Source organism: Agarivorans sp. Alg241-V36 (assembly GCF_900537085.1).
GTDB lineage: Bacteria > Pseudomonadota > Gammaproteobacteria > Enterobacterales > Celerinatantimonadaceae > Agarivorans.
In genome coordinates this window covers 47636-74083 of sequence record NZ_UNRE01000002.1, presented here as the reverse complement: position 1 = coordinate 74083, position 26448 = coordinate 47636, and the positions used below count along the sequence as shown (strand labels likewise).

General features: G+C 44.4%; 26 protein-coding genes. 15 read left to right on the top strand and 11 right to left on the bottom strand.

The genetic code is table 11. The features are described 5' to 3' along the window. Nucleotides 1-45: 45 nt before the first annotated feature. Nucleotides 46-1104: a LacI family DNA-binding transcriptional regulator gene (locus tag G6R11_RS04820; protein WP_163131963.1), complete on the top strand. Its 1059-nt coding sequence runs from the start codon at nucleotides 46-48 to the stop codon at nucleotides 1102-1104. A gap of 11 nt (nucleotides 1105-1115) precedes the next feature. Here the strand turns inward: G6R11_RS04820 and G6R11_RS04815 are convergent, their stop codons facing one another. After that, nucleotides 1116-1439: an NIPSNAP family protein gene (locus tag G6R11_RS04815; protein WP_163131962.1), complete on the bottom strand. Its 324-nt coding sequence runs from the start codon at nucleotides 1437-1439 to the stop codon at nucleotides 1116-1118. A 216-nt stretch (nucleotides 1440-1655) separates the two neighbouring features. On the opposite strand from G6R11_RS04815, the gene G6R11_RS04810 reads away from it, so the two are divergent. Both G6R11_RS04810 and G6R11_RS04805 read left to right on the top strand, forming a co-directional pair. Next, on the top strand, nucleotides 1656-2459 hold the full coding sequence (locus G6R11_RS04810; protein ID WP_163131961.1) for a PEP-CTERM sorting domain-containing protein: 804 nt from the start codon (nucleotides 1656-1658) through the stop codon (nucleotides 2457-2459). A gap of 246 nt (nucleotides 2460-2705) precedes the next feature. Continuing rightward, on the top strand, nucleotides 2706-3767 hold the full coding sequence (locus G6R11_RS04805; RefSeq protein WP_163131960.1) for a polysaccharide lyase family 7 protein: 1062 nt from the start codon (nucleotides 2706-2708) through the stop codon (nucleotides 3765-3767). A 102-nt stretch (nucleotides 3768-3869) separates the two neighbouring features. Here G6R11_RS04805 and G6R11_RS04800 read toward each other — a convergent pair whose 3' ends face one another. Further along, nucleotides 3870-4526, bottom strand: coding sequence for a cupin domain-containing protein (locus G6R11_RS04800; RefSeq protein ID WP_163131959.1), 657 nt, complete (start codon nucleotides 4524-4526; stop codon nucleotides 3870-3872). Nucleotides 4527-4683: 157 nt separating this feature from the next. On the opposite strand from G6R11_RS04800, the gene G6R11_RS04795 reads away from it, so the two are divergent. Continuing rightward, nucleotides 4684-5148, top strand: coding sequence for an OsmC family protein (locus G6R11_RS04795; RefSeq protein ID WP_163131958.1), 465 nt, complete (start codon nucleotides 4684-4686; stop codon nucleotides 5146-5148). A 276-nt stretch (nucleotides 5149-5424) separates the two neighbouring features. On the opposite strand, the gene G6R11_RS04790 is transcribed toward G6R11_RS04795, so the two are convergent. Together G6R11_RS04790 and G6R11_RS04785 are read right to left on the bottom strand one after the other, a co-directional pair. Next, nucleotides 5425-6066, bottom strand: a complete 642-nt coding sequence (locus tag G6R11_RS04790; protein ID WP_163131957.1) for a hypothetical protein — start codon at nucleotides 6064-6066, stop codon at nucleotides 5425-5427. A gap of 86 nt (nucleotides 6067-6152) precedes the next feature. Continuing rightward, on the bottom strand, nucleotides 6153-6791 hold the full coding sequence (locus tag G6R11_RS04785) for a hypothetical protein (protein WP_163131956.1): 639 nt from the start codon (nucleotides 6789-6791) through the stop codon (nucleotides 6153-6155). 484 nt (nucleotides 6792-7275) lie between these two features. Here G6R11_RS04785 and G6R11_RS04780 point away from each other — a divergent pair, with 484 nt between their 5' ends. The 8 genes from G6R11_RS04780 (at nucleotide 7276) to serA (ending at nucleotide 14501) form a co-directional block, all read left to right on the top strand. Next, the gene (locus tag G6R11_RS04780; protein WP_163131955.1) at nucleotides 7276-7905 is read left to right on the top strand and encodes a hypothetical protein; all 630 of its coding nucleotides are present in this window, start codon (nucleotides 7276-7278) and stop codon (nucleotides 7903-7905) included. Nucleotides 7906-7914: 9 nt separating this feature from the next. Continuing rightward, the gene (locus tag G6R11_RS04775) at nucleotides 7915-8601 is read left to right on the top strand and encodes an ABC transporter ATP-binding protein (RefSeq protein ID WP_163131954.1); all 687 of its coding nucleotides are present in this window, start codon (nucleotides 7915-7917) and stop codon (nucleotides 8599-8601) included. Next, the gene (locus tag G6R11_RS04770) at nucleotides 8589-9803 is read left to right on the top strand and encodes an FtsX-like permease family protein (RefSeq protein WP_163131953.1); all 1215 of its coding nucleotides are present in this window, start codon (nucleotides 8589-8591) and stop codon (nucleotides 9801-9803) included. The genes G6R11_RS04775 and G6R11_RS04770 overlap by 13 nt, the downstream gene beginning before the upstream one ends. Continuing rightward, nucleotides 9796-10539, top strand: a complete 744-nt coding sequence (locus G6R11_RS04765) for an outer membrane lipoprotein-sorting protein (RefSeq protein ID WP_163131952.1) — start codon at nucleotides 9796-9798, stop codon at nucleotides 10537-10539. The genes G6R11_RS04770 and G6R11_RS04765 overlap by 8 nt, the downstream gene beginning before the upstream one ends. Before the next feature lie 223 nt (nucleotides 10540-10762). Then, the gene (locus G6R11_RS04760) at nucleotides 10763-11479 is read left to right on the top strand and encodes a YebC/PmpR family DNA-binding transcriptional regulator (protein ID WP_163131951.1); all 717 of its coding nucleotides are present in this window, start codon (nucleotides 10763-10765) and stop codon (nucleotides 11477-11479) included. Between the two features lie 160 nt (nucleotides 11480-11639). Further along, nucleotides 11640-12224, top strand: a complete 585-nt coding sequence (locus G6R11_RS04755; protein ID WP_163131950.1) for a 5-formyltetrahydrofolate cyclo-ligase — start codon at nucleotides 11640-11642, stop codon at nucleotides 12222-12224. Nucleotides 12225-12362: 138 nt separating this feature from the next. Next, entirely contained in the window at nucleotides 12363-13016 is a 654-nt protein-coding gene (gene rpiA / locus G6R11_RS04750) for a ribose-5-phosphate isomerase RpiA (RefSeq protein WP_163131949.1), read from the top strand. A 255-nt stretch (nucleotides 13017-13271) separates the two neighbouring features. Beyond that, nucleotides 13272-14501, top strand: coding sequence for a phosphoglycerate dehydrogenase (serA, locus tag G6R11_RS04745; protein WP_163131948.1), 1230 nt, complete (start codon nucleotides 13272-13274; stop codon nucleotides 14499-14501). A gap of 90 nt (nucleotides 14502-14591) precedes the next feature. On the opposite strand, the gene G6R11_RS04740 is transcribed toward serA, so the two are convergent. Next, nucleotides 14592-14882, bottom strand: coding sequence for a putative quinol monooxygenase (locus G6R11_RS04740; protein ID WP_163131947.1), 291 nt, complete (start codon nucleotides 14880-14882; stop codon nucleotides 14592-14594). Nucleotides 14883-15014: 132 nt separating this feature from the next. Here G6R11_RS04740 and G6R11_RS04735 point away from each other — a divergent pair, with 132 nt between their 5' ends. From G6R11_RS04735 to G6R11_RS04725, 3 genes are all read left to right on the top strand, one after another. Then, nucleotides 15015-15950: a LysR family transcriptional regulator gene (locus G6R11_RS04735; RefSeq protein ID WP_163131946.1), complete on the top strand. Its 936-nt coding sequence runs from the start codon at nucleotides 15015-15017 to the stop codon at nucleotides 15948-15950. Between the two features lie 98 nt (nucleotides 15951-16048). Then, nucleotides 16049-16327, top strand: a complete 279-nt coding sequence (locus G6R11_RS04730) for a SemiSWEET transporter (protein WP_163131945.1) — start codon at nucleotides 16049-16051, stop codon at nucleotides 16325-16327. Nucleotides 16328-16452: 125 nt separating this feature from the next. Beyond that, nucleotides 16453-17319 carry a hypothetical protein gene (locus G6R11_RS04725; RefSeq protein ID WP_163131944.1) on the top strand — a complete coding sequence of 289 codons (867 nt, stop codon included), beginning with the start codon at nucleotides 16453-16455 and terminating at the stop codon, nucleotides 17317-17319. A gap of 123 nt (nucleotides 17320-17442) precedes the next feature. Here the strand turns inward: G6R11_RS04725 and G6R11_RS04720 are convergent, their stop codons facing one another. From G6R11_RS04720 to G6R11_RS04695, 6 genes are all read right to left on the bottom strand, one after another. Beyond that, nucleotides 17443-19716, bottom strand: a complete 2274-nt coding sequence (locus G6R11_RS04720; protein WP_163131943.1) for a beta-galactosidase — start codon at nucleotides 19714-19716, stop codon at nucleotides 17443-17445. Between the two features lie 402 nt (nucleotides 19717-20118). Further along, nucleotides 20119-20580, bottom strand: a complete 462-nt coding sequence (locus tag G6R11_RS04715; RefSeq protein WP_163131942.1) for a YhcH/YjgK/YiaL family protein — start codon at nucleotides 20578-20580, stop codon at nucleotides 20119-20121. Nucleotides 20581-20608: 28 nt separating this feature from the next. Continuing rightward, the gene (locus tag G6R11_RS04710; RefSeq protein ID WP_163131941.1) at nucleotides 20609-22087 is read right to left on the bottom strand and encodes a methyl-accepting chemotaxis protein; all 1479 of its coding nucleotides are present in this window, start codon (nucleotides 22085-22087) and stop codon (nucleotides 20609-20611) included. An 18-nt stretch (nucleotides 22088-22105) separates the two neighbouring features. Next, nucleotides 22106-22957 (bottom strand): transporter substrate-binding domain-containing protein, encoded by an 852-nt coding sequence (locus G6R11_RS04705; RefSeq protein WP_163131940.1) that lies wholly within the window; start codon nucleotides 22955-22957, stop codon nucleotides 22106-22108. 34 nt (nucleotides 22958-22991) lie between these two features. Next, nucleotides 22992-23393, bottom strand: coding sequence for a hypothetical protein (locus tag G6R11_RS04700; RefSeq protein ID WP_163131939.1), 402 nt, complete (start codon nucleotides 23391-23393; stop codon nucleotides 22992-22994). A gap of 64 nt (nucleotides 23394-23457) precedes the next feature. Continuing rightward, complete coding sequence (locus G6R11_RS04695) at nucleotides 23458-26406, bottom strand: GlyGly-CTERM sorting domain-containing protein (RefSeq protein WP_163131938.1); 2949 nt, start codon at nucleotides 26404-26406, stop codon at nucleotides 23458-23460. Nucleotides 26407-26448 lie beyond the last annotated feature (42 nt).

Genomic DNA, 26448 nt, shown 5'->3' with positions numbered 1-26448 from the left:
TATTGGCTAAAGCGAAACAAAGAACTAAACACAAGGGATTTGCAGGTGAGCGTTACATTTAAACAAGTTGCCGAGCTGGCAGGAGTCTCTACTCAAACGGTTTCTCGGGTGACCAACGGTGCCACTAATGTTGCCGAAGAAACACGTGAAAAGGTTAATGCTGCCATCGCTCAACTTGGATATGTTCCCAACAAAGGCGCTCAGTTGCTAAGTGGAGCAAAGTCTAAGGTTATTGGCTTAATTACCCTTGATGTATCGCTGCATGGCATCTCAATTATTGCCAACAATATTCGCATTCAAGCCCAAGCGCACGGCTATGGAACCTCCTTTGCGGTAGTCGATGAACACGCTTTAGAAAAAGTGCTAACCGCCACACGAGAACTAAAATCCCAGCGCATAGAATTCATTATTGTGAACCTTCCGCTCACCAAAGATGAAGCAGAACAATTGGTTGCACTATTTGCTGATCTGCATTTTGTATTTATTGATGTACCCAATGACAGCCAAGTTAATTCGGTTAGCGCAGCCCACTACCAAGGGGCCAGTGAAGCCGCACAATTAATGCTAAAGCAAAAGAGGCAGCGTTTATTGCTGATTACTGGGCCACAAGATTCCACAGCATCAAGCCTGCGCCTGCAAGGCTGGCTAAGCCAAATTCAACAATTTGAAGCCACCGTAGTGGCGCAGCTGGAAGGAAATTGGCTCGCAAGCAGTGGTTACCAGCTTACTCGTGAAGCACTAGCCAATGGTGCAGTTATCGATGGTGTGTTGGTGGCCAGTGACCAAATGGCATTGGGGGTATTGCGTGCCCTTCACGAGCACAACTTAGCGGTGCCACAACAAGTCGCGGTGATAGGTTTTGATGACAGCGCCGACAGCGCCTACTTCTACCCGCCCCTTAGCACCATAAAGCAAGATTTTGCGGCGATCTCGGCGCAGGCTGTGGAAATGCTATTTAACGACTCTGCCAGCGAACCGCCTTTTAAAGCTTCGGTCGCCACTCAGCTGATTGAACGCGCCAGTACCCAAGTTTTAAACCCACAAGCTTACGATAAAGCGCATGTAGAACAACTGCTACAACAAGTTAAAAACGCCCTGCCTTAGCCACAATAGGGCTAGCTTTCATCACTAAATGCAGGCTGCAGTAGGCGAACCTTTACACTGCTTTCATCAATTAGCTCGAAGACTTTAGGCCGCACATTATCAATCCACCATTGATCGTAGAGCTGGCTATAAACTGCCTGGCGACTTTGCTCATCTTTAAATTTTCTTAACCAAACAAACCACTCGTCACCCTTATCATCAGAATATGTGTAGCTATTTACTAGCTCTACACCTTTAGATTGTTGATAAGGAAGTATTTCTTGTTCCATCCAAATAAGCCATTGGCGGGTTTTACCGGGCTTAATTCTGTACTCGCGCAACTCAATCACATTCATTTTGGGTCCTTGCCTGTAGCCTCTTTGGTCGAAGTAAACCTTTGTCAGTATTTTTTACATTATACAAGTCTTTGATGTATCAATTAAAAGTCAATATCCTTATTTTTTATAAGGTTATATTCATAGGACTGATTTTTGCTTACAAACAAATAAGTCAGCAACAAGTGTAACACGATAAAACTGACTACTATCATTAACTTACAATGGAAATGTAAAATGAAACTATTCCCCTCACTGTGTTGTGCTTTGGTGCTTACAGCCACCGTTAACACTGTACATGCGGTGCCCTTCTACCTAGACCTAGGTGGAACAAATACTGCCAAGGCCGACTTTTTTACCACCAATATTCATGCTACTTCTGCGTTGCATAATGGTAACTGTACGGGAGGCTTGTGCAGCCCTGATGAAAACTCTAGCTTCACAGAGTCAGGCAACGGCAGCGCTACAGGTTTATACCGAAACCCAAATACCCCACTGTATAACGCAGGCTTAAATAGCAGCTGGGCGATGACCTTTGACTACAGCGATTTAAGCGGCGGCTTTACCAATACCGGTGGCGTTAGCTTCGATCAGGGTGGCAACATAGACATTAATTTCGCTACGGTTCTAGGCTATGACCAAGACAGCGGTGAGATCATTTATGGCGACAGCATTAAAGTAGCTCAGTTAGTTGTTAACTCAGGCAGCGCGGTAATGGGTGATGTATCGCTAAGCGGTTCTCTAGATTACAGCTGGTACGACGCCGCTGTTGACGATGCGCTAACTGAAGGTTTTTTCACTACCGACTATGGCAGCTTATTTGAGCTTTGGGAAAATGGTGACAACTTGGTGTGGCAGCTTAACTTTAACATTACCAACAATATGAATACCCCCTACATCGGTGATGAAAACGAAGCCATTCGCGACACCATTCTTAATGGTCAACTTGCCATTGTATCGGTCTCTGAGCCAGGAACCTTGGCTTTGTTTGGCATCGGCCTTATTGCGCTAGGTTTACGACGCCAACACAAAAAACTCTAATCCTTTAGAGCTTGTTATAGGCAGGTGTATGGTTTTTTACGCACCTGCTTTTTTTTGTTTACCTTATCCATGCACAGCCCCGCGTTAAGTCGCTCGCTTCTAAACTCTTCTTCGAACATGCAAACAAAAACCAAACAATCGCTGCATTTGTAAGCTAAATCACAATTTGTAATACAATATTATTATAAACTCCTTTGCAACTCAGTCATATGGCTGCCTGTTTTATTCATTAACAATGGAAAATTCATGAAGACATTAGCGATTAGCTGTGCAGTGGCAGCATTGGTAGTAAGTGGGGCAAACGCTGCTACTTCAAGCCAAGCAACACCTGCGCCTAGCGATTACCAAAAACAATTGATGGCTAAGCTTGATCCTACTAAAGCGCCCAGCGAAAACTTCGAAATGAAAAAATGGAAGATCAACCTTCCAATTCCAGACCTTACTGAAGCCCGTAAAGGCAAAGAGATGGAGATTACAGCTGCCCAGCTTAACTACGTTAACTACCCTTACGTTCATCCAGAGTGGTTTTATACCAACGCTGAAACAGGTGCCATGGTATTTGCAGCGCCTAACACCGGCCCAACTACGCCTAACAGCAAAAATACCCGTAGCGAATTGCGCGCCATGTTAGACGTAAAAGAGGCATACCAGTACAAAGCGCCGGCCACTAACTTTGCCATTGAATCACACAACAACAGCGAAGCCTTTGGTTCGGTAGGCGGGCGTTTAACCGCAGCCCTTACGGTAGATGCCGTAAGTAAAAGTGGTATCGACACAAAAATGGGTGCTCACGCCGTGGTGATTGGCCAAATTCATGGCTCTAACAATGAACCACTAAAAATCTATTACCGCAAAATGCCTAACCATACTCATGGTAGCGTTTTTTGGAACTACGAAATAAACCCTGAAAACAAGAAAGATCGCTTCGATATCTCTCACGATGTATTTGGTAAGCACGACCTAACTAAAGCCGATGCTAATCCAGAAGATGGCATTTTATTGGGTGAATTAGTTAGCTACGACGTTAACTTCATTGGCACTGTTATGCACCTCACCTTTACCAGCAATATAGGTGAAGAAGATGAAAAAGAAGTGAAGTTTGCAGTGGATTTAGCCAAGCCTTACCCCGGTGAGGAAGCCCTAGATACCAGTTACGCCCAAGATTGGATGTACTTTAAAGCCGGCGCTTACAACCAATGTAACCAAGGCACTAAAAACCCAATTTGGGGTACAGGCTGTACCAACAAAGGTATAGAAGCAGGTGATTACACCCAGGTAAGTTTTTACAAGTTGGTATTAGACCAATAGTAAGGTTTTGTAGGGGCGATGCCCGCCCGACTCTCCTCATTGGGCATCGCTCTTACTTCTTTCTCGCTCAGCCCTGTTTCATCCCTTTGCCTACAATGGTGCTTAACTCTCTACCGGTAAGTGACCCGTTTTCACCAAAATAATCGTTTCTTGTTCAACAAAGGGATGATGCTGACTCATGTGCGGGCTGCGCAGCCAAGTATGTTTTGGGTAGCTACCATGTTCATCTTTAAACTCTCCCGACAGCACTAAAATTTCTTCTCCGCCAAAATGCCGATGCGGCTGAAATACCTCTCCTGCAGGCCACTTAACCAAAGCTACATGCTCATGCTCAAACTCATGTAAGGGCATTACCTCAAGGCCACCTATGCCGGGTAACCAAGCAGTTTGTTTAGTATTAACTCTCACCGACCTAAGGTCTCGAGCATCAAACTGATTAAGTTTTACAAATATCACGCAGCCTTGTTTACTAAAGGGGCTATGTTTAGTGCCCGGCGGGTTACGAATATACGTACCCGCAGGGTAATCGCCCAGCTCATCAGAAAACACGCCCTCTAATACAAATATCTCTTCACCTTGCGGGTGTGGATGCTCTGGGAAAAACGACTCTGGTTGATACTGCACAATGCTGGTTACATGGCCAGATTCTTTAGCTTCTCGCTCGAGCGGTTTACGCAATACCCCAGCCGAAGGGCTAGCCAGCCAATCCATTTGTTCGGTATTAATCGCCAAAGCTTGGTCAAAATTCATATTTAACATGATGTTTCCAAAACAAGGTTGTTAAACAATAGAGTTGCTTGCTTAACAATAAATTTCAAGCCAATGCTCTTATCCTTAGATTTGTGATTGCCAAGCACCAGCGACTGCAGCATGCTAAGCCAGTGCCGTTTACCTTTGCTTTCTCCTAGGATTGCTTATGTCTGAATACTTCGCCATTGTAGAGTGGCAACGCCAAGCCGATGAAACCTATACCAACAACCAATACAGCCGAGGCCACCATTGGCACTTTGATGGCGGCCAAACCATTGCGGCCTCTTCTTCTCCACATGTAGTGCCGCTGCCTTACTCGGTAGAAGCAAACGTTGACCCCGAAGAAGCCTTTGTGGCCTCGCTGTCGAGCTGCCATATGCTGTTTTTCTTATCGATTGCCGCTAAAAACCGTTTAGTGGTAAATAGCTATGAAGACAAAGCGGTAGGCGTAATGGCCTTAAATGAACAAGGTAAAATGGCCATGACCGAAGTAACACTCAACCCTAAAGTGGTGTTTGCAGAACAACAAGTGAGTCTTGAGAAGCTTGAGAAAATGCACCACCAAGCCCACCAGCAATGTTTTATTGCCAACTCAGTGACCACTAAAGTGACAACGAATATTGTGGTTTAGTGCTACTGACCAACAATAAAGCCTCAACAGGTGTTCAGGCTATTTTTCTTCCCTCAGCTAACGAGGCTTAATCGACTATTGTAGCAACTGCTATTCATCAACGTCTGCCAGGCTAATAAAGGTAGATCATTTCTAGGCACATTTTGGGATGTAAATGAGTTAAAAGCTCGGCTGGAAAAATATGTAGGATGAATTAAAAGTGATATTAGAATTAACACATCACACCGCCGTTGCTTTACTGCTTCCGGTACAAAATGCGCGTAGTTAATTGACTTGTTAATTATCGTTTTGTTGGCAAGTAGCAGCCAAGAAACTATCCAAGTATTGGTTACACTCCCCAAATGCATCACGAATCAACTTAGCGGTCTTCGGAGCTGTGTGCCTAACCAACCCTTTTTCCAATACTCCATCCTTTACGCTGTATGGGCGCCTTAAAATAGCATACTCTCTTGAAACTTCGTGACGCTGGAAACCGTCGGGGTCGAAATGCGTAGCTTTGTGTCGAGCGAGGAATGTGCTACTCAATTTGACATGCGTTGAGCCAAGAATTTCAAATGAAGAGGACTTCTGAGTGAATTTATCAAGTTCTTTCCAAGCATTTGAAAGCTGATAAGTTAACTCCATAAAGCTAGACGCAAAAGTTTCTTCAACATCAATCTGAAAGAACTCCCATCCTAAAGCCCCCTCTTCGATGGATTCCATATCTTTTAAAGCTAACTCTGTGAGCCTAGCTTGAATCTCAAACCGGCATAAAACAGTTTCGAGAAGATCTATTGTGTGGACAAAATCTCGAACACACTCAAGATCTTCTACTTCTTGATAATTCTCAGGATGATTTTTGGAGTCAAACCATGTCCGAATAGCCTTAGCTTTTTTGGCACAACCTGAAATTTTTTCGAGACTAATATTCGTTTTCATATCAACTTAGATCGCTAACGCCTCAATAACCGGTGCAGCTTTGCTACGTCCGTCGCCGTAGGCGCGAAGTTGATTGATTTGTTAGTTTAATGACTAATCACCTTTACAAGATAGAAGAACCCAGGAATGACAAAGGACAGAAAAATTAATATTCCAAAAACAGAGCTAAGTAGTGCTTTTAACCGGAACCAGAGACTATAGCGCCAGTCACAAACCTCACCGCTAATGTCGACCTCCACCATTTTTATACCGTAAAACCTATTAATTTCATCTGCGATTTTCTCTTCCGAAAACGGGCCTATTTCAAACTGTTTCTTTAATTCGTTGCCACCATCTTCAGTATATATAAACCATTTGTACCATATCCCGTCATCGTCATAAGCTTCTCTGGACAATTTTCTAATTTTTTTGGGGTCAATCTCGAACGGCTCTACTTCTTCATTGTCAGGCGTTTCTAATCTAATAGAGTCGCGCTTTAGTTCAATACGCCAATCTCCTCGAAAGTTACGTATTCTTCTAACTTGATAAATTAGGCCATATAAAATTAGCATTGCACCTAGAAAAAATACACCAGAGATAAATAGCTTGACCATCTCAGGAGGCTTGCCAGCTGTATCCCCATTAATAATCATGAATGAGCCGCTAAGCAGCAAAACAAAAATGAGAGCTAGCAGCGCACAATCGGAAATCACTTTTCTTATGGACGAATGTCTCTCTTGATACATTTTAAAAACCTAACAACTTATTAAGAGTAAAACTCCTTGTTTAAACAAGGAAAATTTCCTCCTTTCACGCATCTGATAAATCCAAGACTATCACCTTTTATTAACGGCATCAGCCACCTAGCCAGAAAAGTGATTGAAATATCAGCACAAAAGTATGCAATCACTTGTAGAAAGTAGAAATCACCGATTTCTGTATATCATCACAGCATTTATCCGTTCAGAAAGGTTCATTTACAACGAAATAGGTCAGACTGTATTGTTCGCCAATATAAGCTAAGCAACGGTGAATGAGGTAAGATTGCGGCCCGCAAGCAATCTCTTTGACTAGTCATGAAGTAAGCACTTTAAGCCCTACTCTTTGCTCCGCTCATTCATCAGCTCAACATTCCATTAATCTGCGCCAACTACCTTTTATCGCATCGAACAGTTATTAAACAACATCAATCGTAATCTTGCTCATGTACTCAACTGACAAGGATTGATCATGAAAAAGCTTACTTTAGCCAGCCTACTACTTGTTTGCTCTTATTCGGCAAGCGCTAGCATTAACGAGCAACAACTTGCGACTTACTACCAGGCTACCCAAGGCGACTATTCACAGTTAGATACTCTGTACAAAGAGCTGCAACAAGCCCACCAGCAACAACCTAGCGACCCATGGACCTTGTTTTATTTGGGAGGCACAGAAACCCTAAAAGGTGACGATGCTTGGATGCCTTGGAGCAAAATGAGCTACACCGAAGATGGCTTGGCACGTATGAATAAAGCACTAAACATGATTAGTGAACAGCAATGGCAGCAGCAATATCGTCACCTTCCGCAGGCCATTTTTATGCAAGCCACAGCGGCTGTTACCTATACTCGCGTGCCCGATTTCTTTAACTACCAAGACCAAGGCATGCAGCTATTCAAGCAAGTGCTTAACGACCAGCGCTTTTTGCAATCTCCAGCGCCAGCCACTTCTTGGGTTTATCGCTTTGCTATAGAAGCGGCTTTAAACAATCAGCAACCCGCATTGGCTGAGCAGTGGTTTAAGCAACTACAGCAAACTGGCGTGAAGGATGATTATAGCCAGCTTACCGCGCAGCTAATGGCTGAACATGGCAAAAGCTAAGGATGGAATATGTTGCAATTTAAAGGCTTAAATAAGTTCTACCAAACGGGTCAAGTAAGCCAACAAGCACTGAATGATGTAAACGAACACATTCGTGCTGGCGAAATGATTGCTCTTTGCGGCCCCTCTGGCTCGGGCAAAAGCACCTTACTGAACATTTGTGGTTTGTTGGATCTTAGCTACCAAGGCGAGCTCTACTTTGATGGTGAAAAGTTAGATAAGGATCCTCAGCATTGTATGCAGCTGCGCAGGCAGCAATTGGGCTTTGTTTTTCAGCGCTTTAACTTAGTGCCGGTGATGAGTGCTTACGAAAATGTTGAGTACCCACTAATGCTTAACCAAGTGCCAAGTCAGCAGCGTAAACAGCGCATTATGCAGATTTTAGATGCCGTAGGCATGGCAGAGTTTGCTCAGGCTAAACCCGACCGTTTATCGGGTGGCCAGCAACAGCGGATTGCGGTGGCTCGCGCGCTTATTCACCAGCCTCGCTTGGTGATTGCCGACGAACCCACGGCTAGCCTAGACAGCCATACCGCTCACCAAGTTGTAGAGCTAATGAAGTCTATAGGCAAAAGCCACAACACCACCTTTGTGATTGCCACTCATGATAACCGTATGAGTGAGCATTGCGACCGCCAAATAGAACTATTAGACGGACAAGTATTATCCAGGGAGGTAAGCGCATGCGTCGCTTAAAACATGCTCTACTTAACGTACAACGTAATCGTCGCCGCAGCATTATGTCGGTGCTCATTATCGCGATTGCGGTAATGGCTTTAGTCACAGCCGGCGGCTTTGGTTTGTTTACCTATCAATCGCTAGCCGAAGCAGCAGCCCGCGACACTGGCCACTTAACTCTGTCTAGCCCCGAGTATTTTAATGAGCAAGAAGATACGCCCTTGCAATATGGCTTAGAAAACTGGCAGCAACAACGCCAAGAGCTAATGGCATTAAACGGCATAAAGGCGGTACAGCCACGCATAGAATTTAGCGGTTTAATTAGCAATGGCGATAAGTCAGCCATTTTTATTGGCCAAGGCGTATTGGCCAGCGAGTTCACCCAAAAGGGCCCCTTTTTAGATCTTAAAGCTGGAAAGCTACTTACTGAGCAAGCTCAACAAGACATGCCACAAATACTGCTGGGTGATGAACTAGCACGCAATATGAAAGTGCAGCCCGGCGACTGGCTCACCTTACTCAGCACTACTACCGAGGGCGCGCTAAATGCCTTCGACTTTACCGTACAAGGCATTGTGTCTACTGGTGTTCCAGAGATGGATAAGCGTTTGGTTTATATCTCATTAAGCGATAGCCAAGCTTTGCTCGCCACCGATAAAATGAGCTTAATGTCGGTGTTTGCCTTTGCCAATCAAGATATTAATCAACTGCAGCAACAAGTAGAGCAACAGCAGCCAGCCCTATTGGTAACGCCTTGGTGGGAACAAGCCTTTTTCTACGAGGCAGTGAAAGGCTTGTACAACCGCATCTTTGGAGTAATGGGCTTTATTATGGCGCTAGTGGTATTTGTATCGCTGTTTAACACCCTAAGCATGTCGGTCACCGAACGTACTCGCGAAATAGGCACTCTATCTGCCTTAGGCACTGCCAACTCAGAACAGCTAATTGGCTTTGTATTAGAGGCAGTAGTGCTGGCATTAATTGGCAGTGTGATTGGTGTATTGCTTAGTGGCTCGGTATCCATCAGCCTGCTATTCGCCGATATTCAAATGCCTCCGCCACCCGGACGCAGCGTTGGTTACCCACTGCATATTACCTTTTCGTTTTATCTCGCGGCCATGGTCTCTTTAGGCGTGGTGTGTATTTGCGCTTTGGCATCTGCCATTGCCGCCAACAAAGGCTTAAAAAAGCCGATTACCGAGGCACTTATTTATGTTTAGTCTATTTAAACTGTGGGTATTAGGCGGCTTGTTTAGCATAGGTTTAGCCCAAGCCAACGAAGAAGTAAGCCTGCGTTTACTCGAAGCCGACAGCTATCGCTTGCAAAGCGCGTCTGCCAAAGTGGTGACCGAAGTGAGTCAATTTGAGAAGCAGCAACTTAAAAAGCAACACCGCTACAACGTGTATATTCGCCCAGAGCGAGAATCACTAGTGGTATTTAAAGCGCAATCGGAGCTAGGGCAAAAAATGCTGATGTTAGGCGATAACTACTGGCTGCTTATGCCAAACAGTCGCAGGCCGATTCGCATTACTCCCATGCAAAAGCTATTGGGGGAAGCCTCGGTAGGCGATATTTCTACCCTTACCTGGAGCGAAGATTACCAAGGCAAGCTAGGAGAGGTAAGTGAGATAGACGGGGTAAGCGCCCAACACTTGCAACTACAAGCCAAAACCAGTGGTGCCAGCTACCAAAAAATCGACTTATGGGTAGACCAAAACAATAATTTTCCACTTAAAGCGGACCTTTACTTAAAGTCAGGGAAGTTGGCAAAACAAGCCTACTTTGAGCAAGGCCAGCGAGACGGGCGAACGGTAGTGACAACCATGACCTTGGTAGACAGCATTCAAACCAATAAAAGCACGGTGATTGATTATCAGTCGGTGCAGGCGCATAGCCTAGCCGACAAATACTACAACCCTGCTTATTTAAGTAAGCAGTCTTTAGAGCAGCTTTAAAGCATTTATCAATCAACGCATTAAAGCTAATGCTTATTAGCAATTAATAGCATTAGCGAATCAGCTACTTAGACAATCGTGAGGTTTTAACAGTTAAATACCTCACGATTTAACTAAATTAACCGCATTATTGATCGAGAACCCGCGCCAGCCCTTGTTCCTTGCATTTCAGCTGGTAAAATCCTTTCCCAGAATTTTAAGCATCGAAGAAAAGAGCATCCCCATGGGCAGAAGTTTTGAAGTACGCAAGGCCTCAATGGCCAAAACCGCTGGTGCAAAAACCAAGGTTTATTCTAAATACAGTAAAGAAATCTACGTTATCGCTAAGAACGGCGGTGCCGATTTAGACGCAAACCTGCAACTACGCAGTGTGGTAGACCGCGCCAAAAAAGACCAAGTACCTAGCCACGTAATCGACAAAGCTATCGACAAAGCCAAAGGCGGCGCTGGCGAAGATTACGTTCCAGCACGATACGAAGGTTACGGCCCAGGTGGCTGTATGGTAATTGTTGACTGCTTAACCGATAACAACAGCCGTACCTTTACCGACGTTCGCCAAGCTTTTGTAAAAACCAAATCTAAAATTGGTAACCAAGGCAGCGTGGCGCATATGTTCGACCACCAAGCCATTTTTGCTTTTAAAGGTGACGACGAAGACGCGATTCTAGAAATCCTACTAATGGACGACGTGGAAGTTACCGACGTAGAAAGCGAAGACGGTATGATCACCGTATTGGCTCCTCACACTGAATACTTCAAAGTTAAAACTTCATTAACGCAAGCTTTGCCAGAGTTAGAGTTTGAACTGGAAGAAATTAGCTTCATTCCACAAACTTACACCACTATTAGCGGTGATGACGTGGCGATGTTTGAAAAGTTCCAAGCTATGCTTGATGACTGTGACGACGTGCAAAACGTTTACCACAACGTAGAGCAATAATAGCCTTAGGCGTTTTACCAAGCCTGTATTCCAGGCTTGGTGGCCTTTCGACCTCCCTCAGCTTGTATCAATTGATTTGCGCTTTAGAATCCTCAGCACCTTGCTTGATAGCCAATATCGATACACACTTAAAGTCTTATTTATCCATTAAAGCTTGTTTATGACACAGCTCGACCCTCGCCAGCAATTACGTAAACAAATTCGCCAACAGCGCAGTGCGTTAAGCCCTTTGCAGCAAATAGAGGCTAGCCAAGCCATTCTAGAATACTTGCAAGATGATCCCGATCTGATTGCTATGCAGCGTGTGGCCCTTTATTTGGCGTTTGACGGTGAACTGGATTTAAGCCTGTTAATCAATTGGCTGTGGCAGCAAGGTAAACAAGTTTATGTGCCCTTGGTTGACCCCACTAAAAATGGCGAAATGTGTTTTCACCGCTACCAAGCAAGCAGCCCTTTGCAGGCGAACCGGTTTGGCATTGGCGAACCGGTATTTGATTCAGAACAAGTGATTGATAGCCAGCAGCTAGATTTGATCCTAGCGCCTTTAGTAGCCTTTGACTCAAAAGGAAATCGCCTTGGGATGGGCGGCGGTTATTATGACCGCCTACTGGCAAAAATTAGCGATGATAAACCCTTGGTTATTGGCTTGGCTCACGACTGCCAGCAAATAAACGAAGTGCCTATTCAAGCTTGGGATCAACCACTTAAACGGATTATTACTCCCAGCAGATATTGGTGTTGGTAAGCACCGCTACTTCTCCCCTAAAATACGCTGAAAAAAGCGCCAAACGGGCATAGCGTTCGCGCCAGTGCTTGGTTATAATCCGCGCCACAATAGTGGGCGAACTGCTGCCCTCCCCTTCACTTTGCTCGGAGCACAGTAATGACACAAGATGAAATGAAAAAAGCCGCTGGCTGGGCCGCCTTGGAATATGTTCAAGAAGACACCATTGTTGGTGTAGGTACCGGCTCTACCGTGAACCATTTCATTGACGCCTTAGCGACCATGAAAGACAGCATTAAAGGGGCAGTTTCAAGCTCTGAGGCTTCAACCGAAAAGCTACTGGGCTACGGTATTGAAGTGTTTGATTTAAACAGTGTAAGTGAGTTGTCGGTTTACGTAGATGGCGCCGACGAAATTAACGCGCAAAACCACATGATTAAAGGTGGCGGTGCAGCCCTAACTCGCGAGAAGATTATTGCCGCGGTGGCCGACCAGTTTATTTGCATCGTAGACAATACCAAAGAAGTGCCAGTATTAGGCACCTTCCCGCTGCCAGTTGAAGTGATTCCAATGGCGCGCAGCTACGTAGCACGTGAGCTAGTGAAACTTGGTGGTGACCCAGTTTACCGCGAAGGTGTAGTTACCGATAACGGCAATGTGATCTTAGATGTTCACAACATGAAGATCGTTGACCCAGTAACAATGGAGCGCGACATCAATGCCATTGTTGGCGTGGTAACCAATGGTTTATTTGCGGCGCGCGGTGCAAATCAAGTGATTATTGGCACCCCAGAAGGCGCTAAAAAACGCTAATCAAGTAAGTCCTTAAAAAAAAAGAGTGCATAGCGCGCTCTTTTTTTTGTGAAATATTCCAACACACCAAAAATAATCTCGATCAAGCTCCAACCAACACACCTTTTCCAGCAGTAAAAACTTCATAACCCCACCTTCACCGAACAAAAATCACAAGATGAATATAATTTGATGTAATAAAATTACATTCCCTAAGTGCTGCTTTTTTGCTAAATTTAGCCGCTCGAGCGGTAACATGGGTATTAGGAAGCAAACATGGCAAAGTATTCGTTAGGCAAGGAAAAAATCAAAGTATTGTTGTTAGAGGGTTTACACCCTAGCTCACTGCAATCTTTCCAATCTGCGGGTTATGAGAATGTAGAAATGATCAAAACCTCGCTAGCAGAAGAAGAACTGATTGAGAAAATCAAAGACGTTCACTTCATTGGTATTCGTTCCCGTACAGACCTAAACGAACGTGTGCTAGCAGCAGCGAACAAGCTAGTTGCAATTGGTTGTTTCTGTATTGGTACCAACCAAGTAGACCTTAAAGCGGCCCAGCAAAAAGGTATTCCGGTATTTAATGCACCGTTCTCAAATACACGAAGTGTTGCAGAGCTAGTGCTGGGTGAAATCATTTTGCTACTGCGCGGCATCCCAGAGAAAAATGCCAAAGCACACCGTGGTGAGTGGATTAAGTCTGCCGACAACTCATACGAAGCGCGTGGCAAAAAGCTAGGTATTATTGGTTACGGCCACATTGGTACTCAGCTAGGTATTCTTGCCGAAACCTTAGGCATGCAAGTTTACTACTACGACATTGAAAACAAACTGTCTTTAGGTAATGCCACGCAAGTAGCTGACTTAGAACAGCTATTAGCCATGAGCGACGTAGTAAGCCTGCACGTACCAGAAACCGCTCAAACCAAATACATGTTTGGCGAAGCGCAACTGGCTGCCATGAAGCAAGGTTCAATCCTTATCAATGCTTCACGCGGCACCGTGGTTGAGATTGATTCACTGGTTTCGGTACTTGAAAGCAAAAAACTTGCGGGTGCGGCGATTGACGTATTCCCAACTGAGCCAAAATCAAACAAAGAAGAGTTTGTCTCGGCTTTACGTGGCTTTGACAACGTAATTCTTAGCCCACACGTGGGTGGCTCAACTCAAGAAGCCCAAGAAAACATTGGTATTGAAGTAGCCTCTAAGTTGGCTAAATACTCTGATAACGGTTCAACCTTATCAGCAGTTAACTTCCCAGAGGTTGCATTACCTGAGCACACTGGCACTAGCCGCTTGCTGCACATTCACCACAACCAACCGGGCGTACTAACCAAGATTAACTTGGCCTTTGCTGAAGACTCTATCAACATTGCAGCACAGTACCTGCAAACTAACGACAGCATTGGTTACGTTGTAATTGACGTAGAAACCGCTCAAGCAGAACAAGCCATTAGCAAGCTTAAAGAAATTGAAGGCACTATTCGCGCCCGTATTCTTCACTAAGCCTTAAGCCATACTTGTGATGCAAAAAAGCCAGTCAATTGACTGGCTTTTTTTATTGCCGCTAAAGAGGCTTAATCTCACTTTTGAGTGCTAAGCAATCTGCGTCATTTCATTCAAGGTGAACTCTTCTACCGCACCTTCGGTCGCCGCCATGTATTCAGCCAAATGCGTATTGCCCATGTGAGTTTGCCAAAGTTCACGTGACTCCCAGTTTTCATAAAACACAAAATGCGCTGGGTTTTCGTTGTCCTGATGTAGGTCGTAATTAATGCAGCCTTCTTCGGCTCGCGTGATGTCAATCAACTTAAGCAGTTCTGCTTTTACTAATTCAACTTTGTCTGCATTGGCTTTAATGTTTGCAACGATAGTTAACTTGGCCATGTGGCTATCCTCTAATTAATAATTTGCTGGTTCGCTTTAACGTGATTAATAGTAGCTTTTGTACTCAACGCGATAAACAGGGTAATATTTGAAACATTAGCTAATAATATTTGAAAATATAGGCGCAACTTTATGCTACTCGAAGACTTACAGGTGATATTAAAGGTAGCAGAATGCCGCAGCATTAGTGCTGCAGCCGCCAAATTAGATATGCGCGCAGCTACCGCTAGCGCAGCAGTTAAACGCGTTGAGGCTCACCTAGGTGCTGAAATATTTGTTCGCACCACCCGGCACCTGCGATTATCTAGTGCCGGCGAACGTTATATCCCGCAATGTGAACAAGCACTGTTGATGCTTGAACAAGCTAAGCAAAATATGAAGCATGACCTAGACGTGATTGATGGTGAATTACGCATTGCACTTTCCTCGGATCTAGGAAGAAACGTGATTAGCCCATGGCTCGACGAGTTTATGGCCAGCTACCCCGCCCTAAGCCTGCGCAGCAGCATCAGTGACAGCAACATAGATTTTTATCGAGACTCGGTAGATATGGCTTTGCGTTATGGCTCACCCAGTGATGCCAGTGTCTACGGTTTTAAGATATGTAAGGTGCCGCGGTTATTGTGTGCTAGCCCAGAGTATTTATTAAAACACGGTAGCCCACAGCAACCTGAAGACTTGAGGGAACACAATGGCTTGCTCTACCAACTACGCGACATTGTTCATGACGTATGGCGCTTTAGCCACCAGCAACAAGAATACAAAATAAAAATGCCGAGCAATCGTGCAGCCAACGATGGTGACTTAGTCAGACGTTGGTGTGTGGCTGGCCACGGGCTGGCGGTAAAATCTAGTTTAGATATGGCCGAAGATCTCTTATCCGGTAAGTTAGTGAGTGTGATGAGCAACTATCAGCCTACTGGTACCGAGCTATGGCTTATTTGCCCCAGTCGCCAATCCATTACTCCAGCAATGCGCTTGTTACGTGACAACTTACGAGAACAGACTCAAGACCTACTGCAACAACTGGTGTCCAAAAACATCTTGTCGGCCAAGGTCTTATCTTAAGTGACGGGGTCTTAGTTTCCCCTGCACAATCATTTACACTGTTAACCAAAAATGTATAATTCTTCAAAATTGGTTTACCAATAAGAATGGAAGATTATATGACAGCCCTTACGGTTTTAGGATTAATTGCAGCAAGCTGCACCACTTTGTCATTTGTGCCACAGGTGATCCACATTATTAAAACTAAAAATGTGGCCGGTATTTCTTTAAGCATGTACTCCATTTTAACCACCGGGGTGGGCCTGTGGATGGTGTATGGCTTTCTAATCCGTGACCTTTCAGTATTTTTGGCCAACGTCATTACCTTCATCCTAGCCTCATGGGTGTTAATTTTAACTATTCATCAGCGACTTAAATCAAACAAAAACAAAGCTTAAAATGAAAGCTACTTGCTGCTCCACCAAGCGATTGTGAAGCGGTCTACACTTTAGTTTGTGGTCTTACGCTACAGTAAGTAGCAACCAAGCAGACCAAGGTCGCAAATTCAGAACAAGGAGCAGCAGTGAAGGCGTGGATAATCAGCATTTTGTGTTTATTTAGTTTCTCTTCTCTGGCTAGCATTGAAGTATCGATTATTGGCGACCAAGGTACCATTTCAAACTACCAGCAACTGCTTGAATTAAAAGGCAATAACCTAGGCACAATTGACGATTATCACTCCCCATATTCCGACCGAGCAACAGTTAGCCTGCTGCTGTTAGTGCAAGCGATCAGCTTCAGCGATTTAAACTTTACGATTGAATTTAAAGCCTCCCCCAATACTGGGCGCAGTCTACGAGAAGTGAAACAAGGTGACGTTGCCGTTTACCAAGCCGATATTTGGGAAAGCGACTTTGACGACAGTACCTATAAGTCGGTAGCCATTATTGCCCCAAATACCTTTGAGAAGGGCTTTTATGTTAGCAGCAATTCTCCCTTACTAACTCAGCCGCTAAGCCTAGAGCAACTTAAAGAATTGCCTATTAGTGTGGGTAAAACTTGGCATCAAGACATTGCCCAATTGGAGCAAAGCGGGTTTACTAACATCAATACACTTAACCGCAATCAGTCCTTGCTTGGCATGCTAAGCAAGGAGCGAATACAAATCGCTTTCTTAGAGTTCCCTAATAACCCTGACCTTGCCATTCACGACAGCTACGGTAGCTTTTATCCCATACCTAATTACAAGATTAAGTTTCAACAAAGTCGCCATTTTATGGTGTCTAAAAAGCATCCCTATGGTGCGGAGATTGCCCAAGCTATTGACCAAGGCTTAACTAAGATGGCGCGTTTAGGTTTGATTGAGAAGGCAATGCGGCAATCGGGTGTTAAACAGGAACGGGTAAAACACTGGCAAGCTCCTGAGGTTCAAACGCCAGAGCAAAACTAGTTCAGCAGCAACTCGCTAGCAACGCTATTGGTGGTAGCCTCAAAGCAACCATTCCACCCAAGGCTTAGTGAGCATTAAAAAAGGAGGCTTAAGCCTCCTTTTTAGTCATTGTTTAGGCTGAACTTATTGCTTGTCGTTATTAAAGCGGCGTTGATACATACCACCGTTCACCCGTTTAGCGGCGTCAACCATTGGCTGATAAGGCACATCGGTAATGCCCACAAAGCCAACGTTATAGTTCTCGCCATCAAAAGAGCGACCAGTAATGGGTGAGTCGATGTATTGGAACCAGTGAGCGCCTACAAAGTAAGGGTTATCGATAACTGAATTTAGGTAGTCTTCAAACATCTCTCCGCGTTCAGTTTGATCATTAGCTGTCACCAGGCCTGCATGGTAAAAGCCCTCTTTAACGCCAATATGAAATTCACCAATAATGCTAGGCATGTCTACTTCAGCCAAAAACTTCCAAGGTTCTGGATGCAGGCCTTCTTTGTAGTAGTTATAGCTCACCACATCTACGTGTTTAGCGGCAGCTCTTACGACCTCTGGGTTACACCCCCAATCAGCAAAGCGCGCGCCTAAATAGAGATGGTTAGGTAGCTGAGCTTTTAGTGACTCATTCACCACTTTGAAGTATTCGCTAGCATAAAGCTCAAGTAACATCGCGTAATCACTTATCTGTGCGTCGTTATGCTCCAGCTCACTCAGTCCTTCTGATACTGCTTGCCAAGAGGCAAGATTGCTTCCCCAAGTTTGGTTTAGCTTATCAATATCGCCGTATTTATCTTTGAGGGCTTGAGTGAATACCGCCTTAGTCGGGCTTTCATTATCGTTGCGCCCCAGTGTATGGATGGCAATGCCGTAATGGCCATTAACCGTGCCCATGCGGCCCCAGCTTTTTTCATTATCAATGAAAATGCCTACACACCAAGGTGAACCTTGCATCTCTGCTTTTACTTGGCTTACCGTTGCTTCGGCCCGCTCTCTAAATACTGGATCAAATGGGTCTGGTAGTGGTGCCCAAAAGTCATCGCCACTGGTGACCGTTTTAAAATCGCCAATAATCCAACCGTTAGCAAAGTAAGGAATTTTCTCATTGGAGTAAAACTCAGGCGCTGTCCAGTTACCTAGGCAAGAAAAGCCCCAATTAAGCATGCGGTCCATGGTAACTTCACGCCACTTGCCCATGTAATCAGCGCCGTTTTGACCGTATTTTCGTTGTAAGTTAGCCGAGTAAAAACTAAAGATCTCACCACGTTCCACTGGGCCTTCAAACAGCTCTCGCATGTAACTGTAGTGCTCGGCTAATGGGTCATCGTAGCTAGGCAGCCATTCAAAAAAGTCGCGGCGTTTTTGGTTAGCAACAAATGCTGAGTCAAAAGCGTCTTGGCTAATCTCTAGCTTTTCTTTTGAATCTTCTGGCGTTACATCATCGTCACTGCGGGCCGCCACTTTATCGTGGTCGTAATCCATCCCAGTGATCGTAAACGAATTAGCCAAGCGAATAATGTCTAAACCAGTGGCGAAATAAGGGTGCCCTTCTGGATCGACCAAAGACCATTTACCATCAATTTTTTCGGCGCGGAAATAGCCGGTGGCCGCTAGTTTAGGCCCCCCGGTATAACCGCCAAATCTTGAGCGTTGCGGCATAGCGCCCTGCTCCAACGCTTTAAGTTCTTTAGCGGTAACTGCCAGCAACTCTTCTTCTGAATGAACTTTTTCGGCCGTCTCAACCAAGGCGTTCTGGCCAAATTTATCTAAGCAGCCTCTTAAAAAATCTGGGTTACAATCAGGCGTTAATATCACCCTGAAGTTGTCTAATACTAATTGATGATCAATTAAAGTTCCGTGAATACTAAGCTCAATTTTAGCGACTGCGCTTAGGTCGATATTCATTTCACCCCACATCCAAGTAGCGTAGTGAAACGGCGTATGCCAAGCCGCAGGGTTTGAACGAAAGCCGGACTCATAGTTAAGCCCGCCCTTTAAGTAGTCACCCTTTAACTCGTTTAAATACGTTTTAGTTGAACCACCCGCCACGTTAATACTGCGGCTGTGCATTTGGCCCTGTTTATCGAAGATGTTGATGAATATCTGAGTAGAACGACGTCCTAGGTTAGTGGCATCAAAGGCAAAGCAAAAGTTAGGTAAGGCACTCCAATCGAAGGGTTGTTCGGGCTCAATAAAAATAGAAGTATAGAAGTTTTCTTTACTCTGCGTTTTTAGCTTTAAGGCCTGAGAGCCTGCAGTAATACCATTACCCTTGTTAACTAGCTCGGCGATTACTTTACTAAAGCTAAAAGCACTAGGTATGCCTTCAGCAAAATCATAAATCAGTATTGATTGCTCATGCTCAGAGATAGTTTTAGCAGAGTCAGCCCTTAAGCGCGTTTCCATTACGTGTCCTCAAATGATTAGCGTCCGCTTAGCCACGGCGTCAAGCCTAGGCAATATAACCAAGCCTTAAAGAAAACTTAAGTAACAAGCCTTAAGTTTTAAATTTGCAGGCAGCCAAGTTGCGCTATAAAACAGAAATATAACTAAGGCTAATAATGACTTGCGCCAACTAAATGTCAACCAATGCGACTAATTGGACAACCAATTTTACAAAACTTGTGAACCATGCCTCGTGTTGCACAGCAAGCTTAAAGCCGGCAGCAATAAACATCGCCCAAATAAGTAGTCAAACAGCGCTAAAACACTAAGGGAATAGAAAATTTAGAGGGTAAAGAGAGCAGTGAAAAGAAGGAAAGCAAACCACCAAACCTAAGCTTAGGCTTGGTGGGCAAGCTATACATGTTACAAAGCGCTAAGAGGAATTTTCACCACGGCTTTACGCACCTGACGAGGCGCTTCTACGGCGCACAATGGGCGATGGACTTCATTGGGATAAAACACCGCAAAGTCTCCTTTAGCAAGTTTTACCATTTGCTCATTGCTGGCCGTTTCAAAAAAGGCAACATCATTTTCCAACTCGGTTAAGGCTAAAGCCTCTTCGGCGAGTTCATGGGTATAGCCTATTTGCTCCTCGCCCTCTAAGACAATTTGAATATCTAAATGTTGCTTATGAATTTCTGCCTTACGCTTAGCAAATTCTTCGGTTTCTGGCGACATTAGTAATACAAATACACCTTCAGTAGAAAGATCATACCTACCATCTTCCTGCTCGGCAGCTAAAGCCATCGCCTCAGCAATCCAAGTGGAGAAAGACGGGTTTACATAGTCAACTAAGGCCAGCTTATTCACGTTTCCAAATAACATTGTTACATCCTATCGTTAAGTTTATTTGTCATACTTTAAAACGTTTGATATTTACTACAAGCTCATTGTTGTGTTCTTCGAGTGAGATCACTTGCCCGTTCACATTTTTGGCATTATTTGCAATAGAGCTAGCCAAAGTATTAAGGGTGGTAACATTTTCAGCGATGGTTTGAGTAACACTATTTTGCTGCTTAGCTGCCACAGCCACATGGGTATTCATTTGGTTAATGTTCTCAATGTGCTCACAGATATCTTGTAAGGCTTGAGAAATAGAACCCGCTGCGTTATCTACTTCTTTACTGGATTGCAAACTCGCCCCCATAGAGCTAGCGGCATTTGAAGCATTGTCTTGTAAAGCTGCCACTATCGATTCAATTTCTTGAGTCGACTCTTGAGTTTTTTGTGCCAGAGCTCTTACTTCATCGGCTACCACTGCAAAACCTCGGCCTTGCTCACCTGCTCGGGCGGCTTCAATGGCCGCGTTTAAAGCAAGCAGATTAGTTTGCTCGGCAATGTTGCGAATAACTTCAACCACCGAACCAATGGCCGAGCTGGAATCAATTAACTTGTCGATGCGTGATGAAGTATCGGTAATGCTTTGCGACAAACGGCTAATTAGCTGGCTATTCTCGCGTACCAACTCTACGCCGCGTAAGGTTTGTTCTCGTGCCGTTTGAGATTTATCAGCAGTTTGCTCTGCGTTAACAAACACCTCTTCCGCCGAGGCGCTCATTTCTTGTAATGAGGTCGCTGCTTGCTCCATTTGATCTTGCTGCGATAAAGAGTCTCGCTGAGATTCGCTAGAAGAAGAGCTCAAAGAATGCGACACCGAACTCACCTGCTCGCTTACCGAGCGAATGCTTACCAACAAGTTAGATAAGTTATCCATAAGCAGATTAAAGTTGCTGCTTAGCACTCCAATCTCGTTGCTATTGTGCACCGGAATTCGGCGAGTTAGGTCCCCATCACCGGTGGCAATTTGATGGAGTGAGTTGGCCACATCGTTAATTGGAATAACCACCAATTTACGCACATAGAAAAACACCGCAGCAACCACCACCGCTAATACTAAAATAATGTTGAGCATTACGTTGGTAATTTCACTATTAAGAGTGGCAATTACGCTGCTTTCATCAAACTGCAATTTGAGAGTGCCGATAAAGTCTTCACCGCGCTGCAACTCAACTTGATTGAAACTCTGTTTTTGTTTAGCCATGCTTGCCTGAGAAATAGCCTTCCCACGCTGATCCACTACTTCAACGGCATTAAGAATCGGTGATTGCACCAGAGCATCTACAATCGCTTGCGCTTGCTCAAAATCGTAAACAAATACCGCTTCAATTAGCGATGCTTTAGCCATTTCGGTAATCGCTTGCTGCTCTACTAAGTAGGCATCGGCCAGTTTACTTTTGGTATTGATATAGCTCACGCCACCGCCGAGTAACAGGCCCAACAAGCCAAACAGCAGTAAAATAATAATTAGGGATTTACTTAAACTTGCTTTCACGTTTAGTCTCACTTATGTCTATCTTTCTTGAATGTCTAACCACAATTCTTTGCGGTGCAAAGGTGCGTCGTCAGGCAGCAAAGGATTATTTATTTTTATTATTTGACGCTCTTTTAGACGCGCGGTTTTGAAGGTATTAGAGATGAGAGGTGATTGATAAAAAAGTTGGTCGTAACTGCCATCCGATATAGCTGTTTCTAAACCATCATTAATCGCATCGTAAAGTTCGCGATTTTGTGGATCCACATATAGGTACATCGCCATGGGATACACTAACAAAATGTTGTTTTCTACTGCTAGGTTTACTTCATTTTGAGTGGCAACAACTTCCCAGGCTTCATGAACAGCTAGAGGTAAGTAGTCAAATCGACCACCATCTACCATGTGAAACAAACTTTGAGCTTTAACAGGCTTTACCACTTCAAGTCCTGCATTCTCCAGGATCTCAGTATCACCCCAAAAACGCCCTAATCCGGCCTTTAAGCGCTTTAGGCTTTCTAAGCTAGATACTCCTTCAAAGGTAGCTTGATTACTTTGCTCAATAACAAAAACACGGTGGCCGAGTAGCCCTTTAAAAATTGGAATTTTAATGGCTTTAAGCTGTTGCTGCATCGAGTTAGATGCACCAGCCCAAATGACACTCACCTGGTCTTGCTTTACTTCTTCAACTAACCGAGCCTCGCTGTAATAGGTATCGATAGGTTGAATGTCTTGCGAATAGTTACTTTTTTCAAATGCTAGCTTAATCAAATCAATTACTAAGCGGTCGCGCTCACCCAAAACCATGGGCGTTGTTACTTGTGCTAGAACGCTATTAGATAAGGTTAAACCGCAAAACAAAAAGAAGCTGGCAATGGTTATTTTTTTCATACTTTTTCTCTTACCAAAACGCTATCAATTGCTGTTAAAAACCTTGGTGGAATACCACGCTATTTTTTAAGTTGATAATCTGTTTGAGTACAACATCTTCGGGTGCATCTCGTTTGTATTCTTCACTGTTTTGGTTTTCCATCACCAGAGTGAATACTTTGTATTGATGCAGGTTGGCGGCTTCTAGGTAAAAATCTAAGTCACTAGATTTAGAGAAGGAGTTCGTTACGGCGATGCTATTAGCGCCTTGCTCCATTAGTTCAGCTACTGAGGCTCGACAATATTCATCGGCATGCGGCTTAAGCTCTTCATTCCATTTGTTTTGACCATATTGGGCGTAGTAATCCCAGCAAGACACCACATCTTTGGTGATGGTTTTTGCAAACTCGGTTTTACCGCTGCCAAATGGACCACGGACAATATATAGATACTTCATGTTTCTCCCTGAAAATAAAAAGGCCGCCAAGCAATACAACTTAATTTGCGAGGCGGCACTGTTCTTACACTTTACGGCGTCTTAGCATGAATACGCCGACTAAACCCAATAACGACAACCAGCCAGCGCTACCGCCACCGCCAGTTACGCTACCCGTTGGGGGTGTTGGTGGATCTACGATGTCTTCACCCGAGTGAACCACGCCGATATTGGCTCCGGTATATAGAGGATCGGCTCTACCGGCTGTTTCTGCTCCTGTGTTATTACTAAGGTCAGAACAGTCGTCACCATAAATGCCACAGTTAAATACACGCGCTGCATCAGATAGAGGGGTATATGGCGTATCAGTAACAGAGACAAAACCTACGTTGTAGTTTTCACCGTCCCATGTACGACCAGTAATTGGCGAATCGATGTATTGGAACCAATGCGCACCAACAAAGTTTTTATGGGCATTTACTGATTCAAAGAAATTCACCATTTTTTCAGCACGATCTTCTTGAGAATCAGCACTTACAATGCCTTTACCATATAGGCCACTGTCTAGCGCGCCAAAATGGAATTCACCAATAATCACTGGCTTATCAATGGCTTCTATCTGGCTAAGTGCATCAGCATCCCAGTCCGCAGGGGCAATGCTTTCTTTGTAGACGTTGTAACTCAACACGTCTACAACAGCAGAAGCAGCGCTTACCACGTCAGGGGTGCGTCCCCAATCAGCAAAACGAGACCCCAAATACATATGATTTGGCAATTCAGCTTTCACCGCCGTTTTCACCGTATTGAAATATTGGAAAGCAAATTGCCAAGCAAGATATTGCAAGTCTTCTTCCATTCCGGCGACATAAGCTAGCTCTTCAGCTGGGCGCATTGCATCCCATGAAGCGTAGCTGGTCCCCCAAGCTGTGTTTAAGTCTGCAATACCATCTGGGTAGCGATCATTTGATAGGAAGTAAATAAAGCTATTTTTAGCTGGGCTAGTGCCGGCATCCGTACCATCGGTATTAAATACTGCTAATGTTTGAGCATATCTAGAACCATCGACGTTTTCATCTACCGAGCCCCAGCTCATTTCATTATCAACAAAGATACCCAGTAAATAACCTTCATTACCTGAAACTTGCGCTTTTATCTCTCCAGCCATAGTAGCTGCGTTGGTAGCAAAGTTTGCATCCCACGGATCAGGAAGTGGACCCCAGTAACCGTTGCCGATTTGTTTAACTGGCAAACGATTAGCACCACTGTTAACCCAGCCATTTGCAACGTAAGGTACACTGCCGTTATCGTAAAATGCAGGATCAGTCCAGTTACCTAAAGTGTTAAAACCCCAGTCTTTCATGCGCTTTACTGTAATATCGCGCCAAGTTTCTTCACCGCCGTGGCGAGCGGTTAAGTTACTTCCGTAAAAACTTACAGCTTCTCCACTCGCAACTGGACCACTGTGTACAACATCTTGCTGCTTCACATAATCAGCAGGTGTTTCGGTGAACATTGCTTTACGAACTTCAGATTCCTCAACATTAGATACACCAGTCATGGTGTAAGTATCGGCTAAACGAATGTTATCTAAGCCTGTAGAGAAGAAGGCATTACCAGCAGGGTCAACTAATTGCCAGTTGCCTTCTGCATCTTTACAAGCGTTAAATGATGCAGGAGTAGCCAGTACACAAGCAGTGCTTGGAGAGGAGGCTGGATTACCGCCATATTCATTTCGGTTGGTAAGTTCACCTAATACACTCATTTCTGGAGCACTTAAGGCGCTAAGTTTTTCTTTACTTGATATTTTACCTGCGAAGTTTATATGGTTATTTTGCCCCATCGCGTCAGCAATTTCCGCATAGGCAGAAACATGACTTAGGTCATTGATAACTCGCATGTTATCAAATATAAAATTAACATTGGCTTTATCGCTAAAATAACGAACAGCCGTTATTGCCCTTTTATCCAACTCTACCCAATCATTATCCCAAACATTAGCGCTTGCTGTAGCTGGAATATCACGAAGACCAAGAGTGCTAACTCTTAAGTCCTGGGTATTTAATGGTGCATTATCGTTTAAGCTGGTAAAAATTGTCTTAGTTTCACCAGGTCCAATCCAAGCACCTCGGTTTACGTCTTGCTGACCAAAGTTGGAGTTTACTCGTGTATGTACCCATTGACCTTCAGCACTCGGGTTGGTTACATCAATGGCTATAGCTACTTCTGCTCCTAGGTTAGACCAATCCCAACCAGGGTCTGGAAGGAAACGTATCGAAGTGTAAGCAGCGCCAAACATCACATCTAGTGCTTTTTCTCCTTCTGTCACACTGCTTTCGGTTAAAGTAGTTACAACATCAGGTTCCTTCTGCATGTAATCAGGAATGGTTTCAAAGGACTCTACCTGCTGCAGCGTTTGCACTGGTGCAGTTGGAGCATTAGTCGCCTCTCCCGAAGGTGGTGGCGTAACAACTCTCTCACCAACAGTGATATTATCGAAAAACAGTTGAGCAGACTCATCACTCGCCAACGCAAATTGCACTGATAAAACTTTATTCTTGTCGAAGGCTTCTCCGTGAGTTTGATAATCTCCGCCACCATCAAGATTAAAGTTGAAAGTTTCTGTAGTATTTGCTGGAACAGTAAAGTAGTCGATACTGGTTTGAGTTTGATCATTCCAGTCGTTCGCGGCATCCTGATCAATTAACTTAATTGAAAAATTGATATCTTGATCTGAAGGGTTAGTGACATCTACCGACATAAGCGATTCAGCAGACCAATCCCAAGCTCCCCAGTTCCACACTAATATAGGCTCGTTAGATGTCGTATATTCTGCGCTTATTGACTGAACACCGTCAGTGGCGTGTTCAGTAGACAACGTATAAGTAGTGCCACCTTGATTTGTTACTTGTAGAAACTCAGGGTTATTCTCCAATTCCGAGTAATCATCATACTCAAACGAGGTGATTAGCGTTGCCGCGCTAAGCGGTAGCGCTAAACCAGCGGCTATCGCCGCGGTTAGTAATTTAATCTTCATATTTCCTGCCCATTCCTTGTACCTAGCAGATAGCACTCCCCA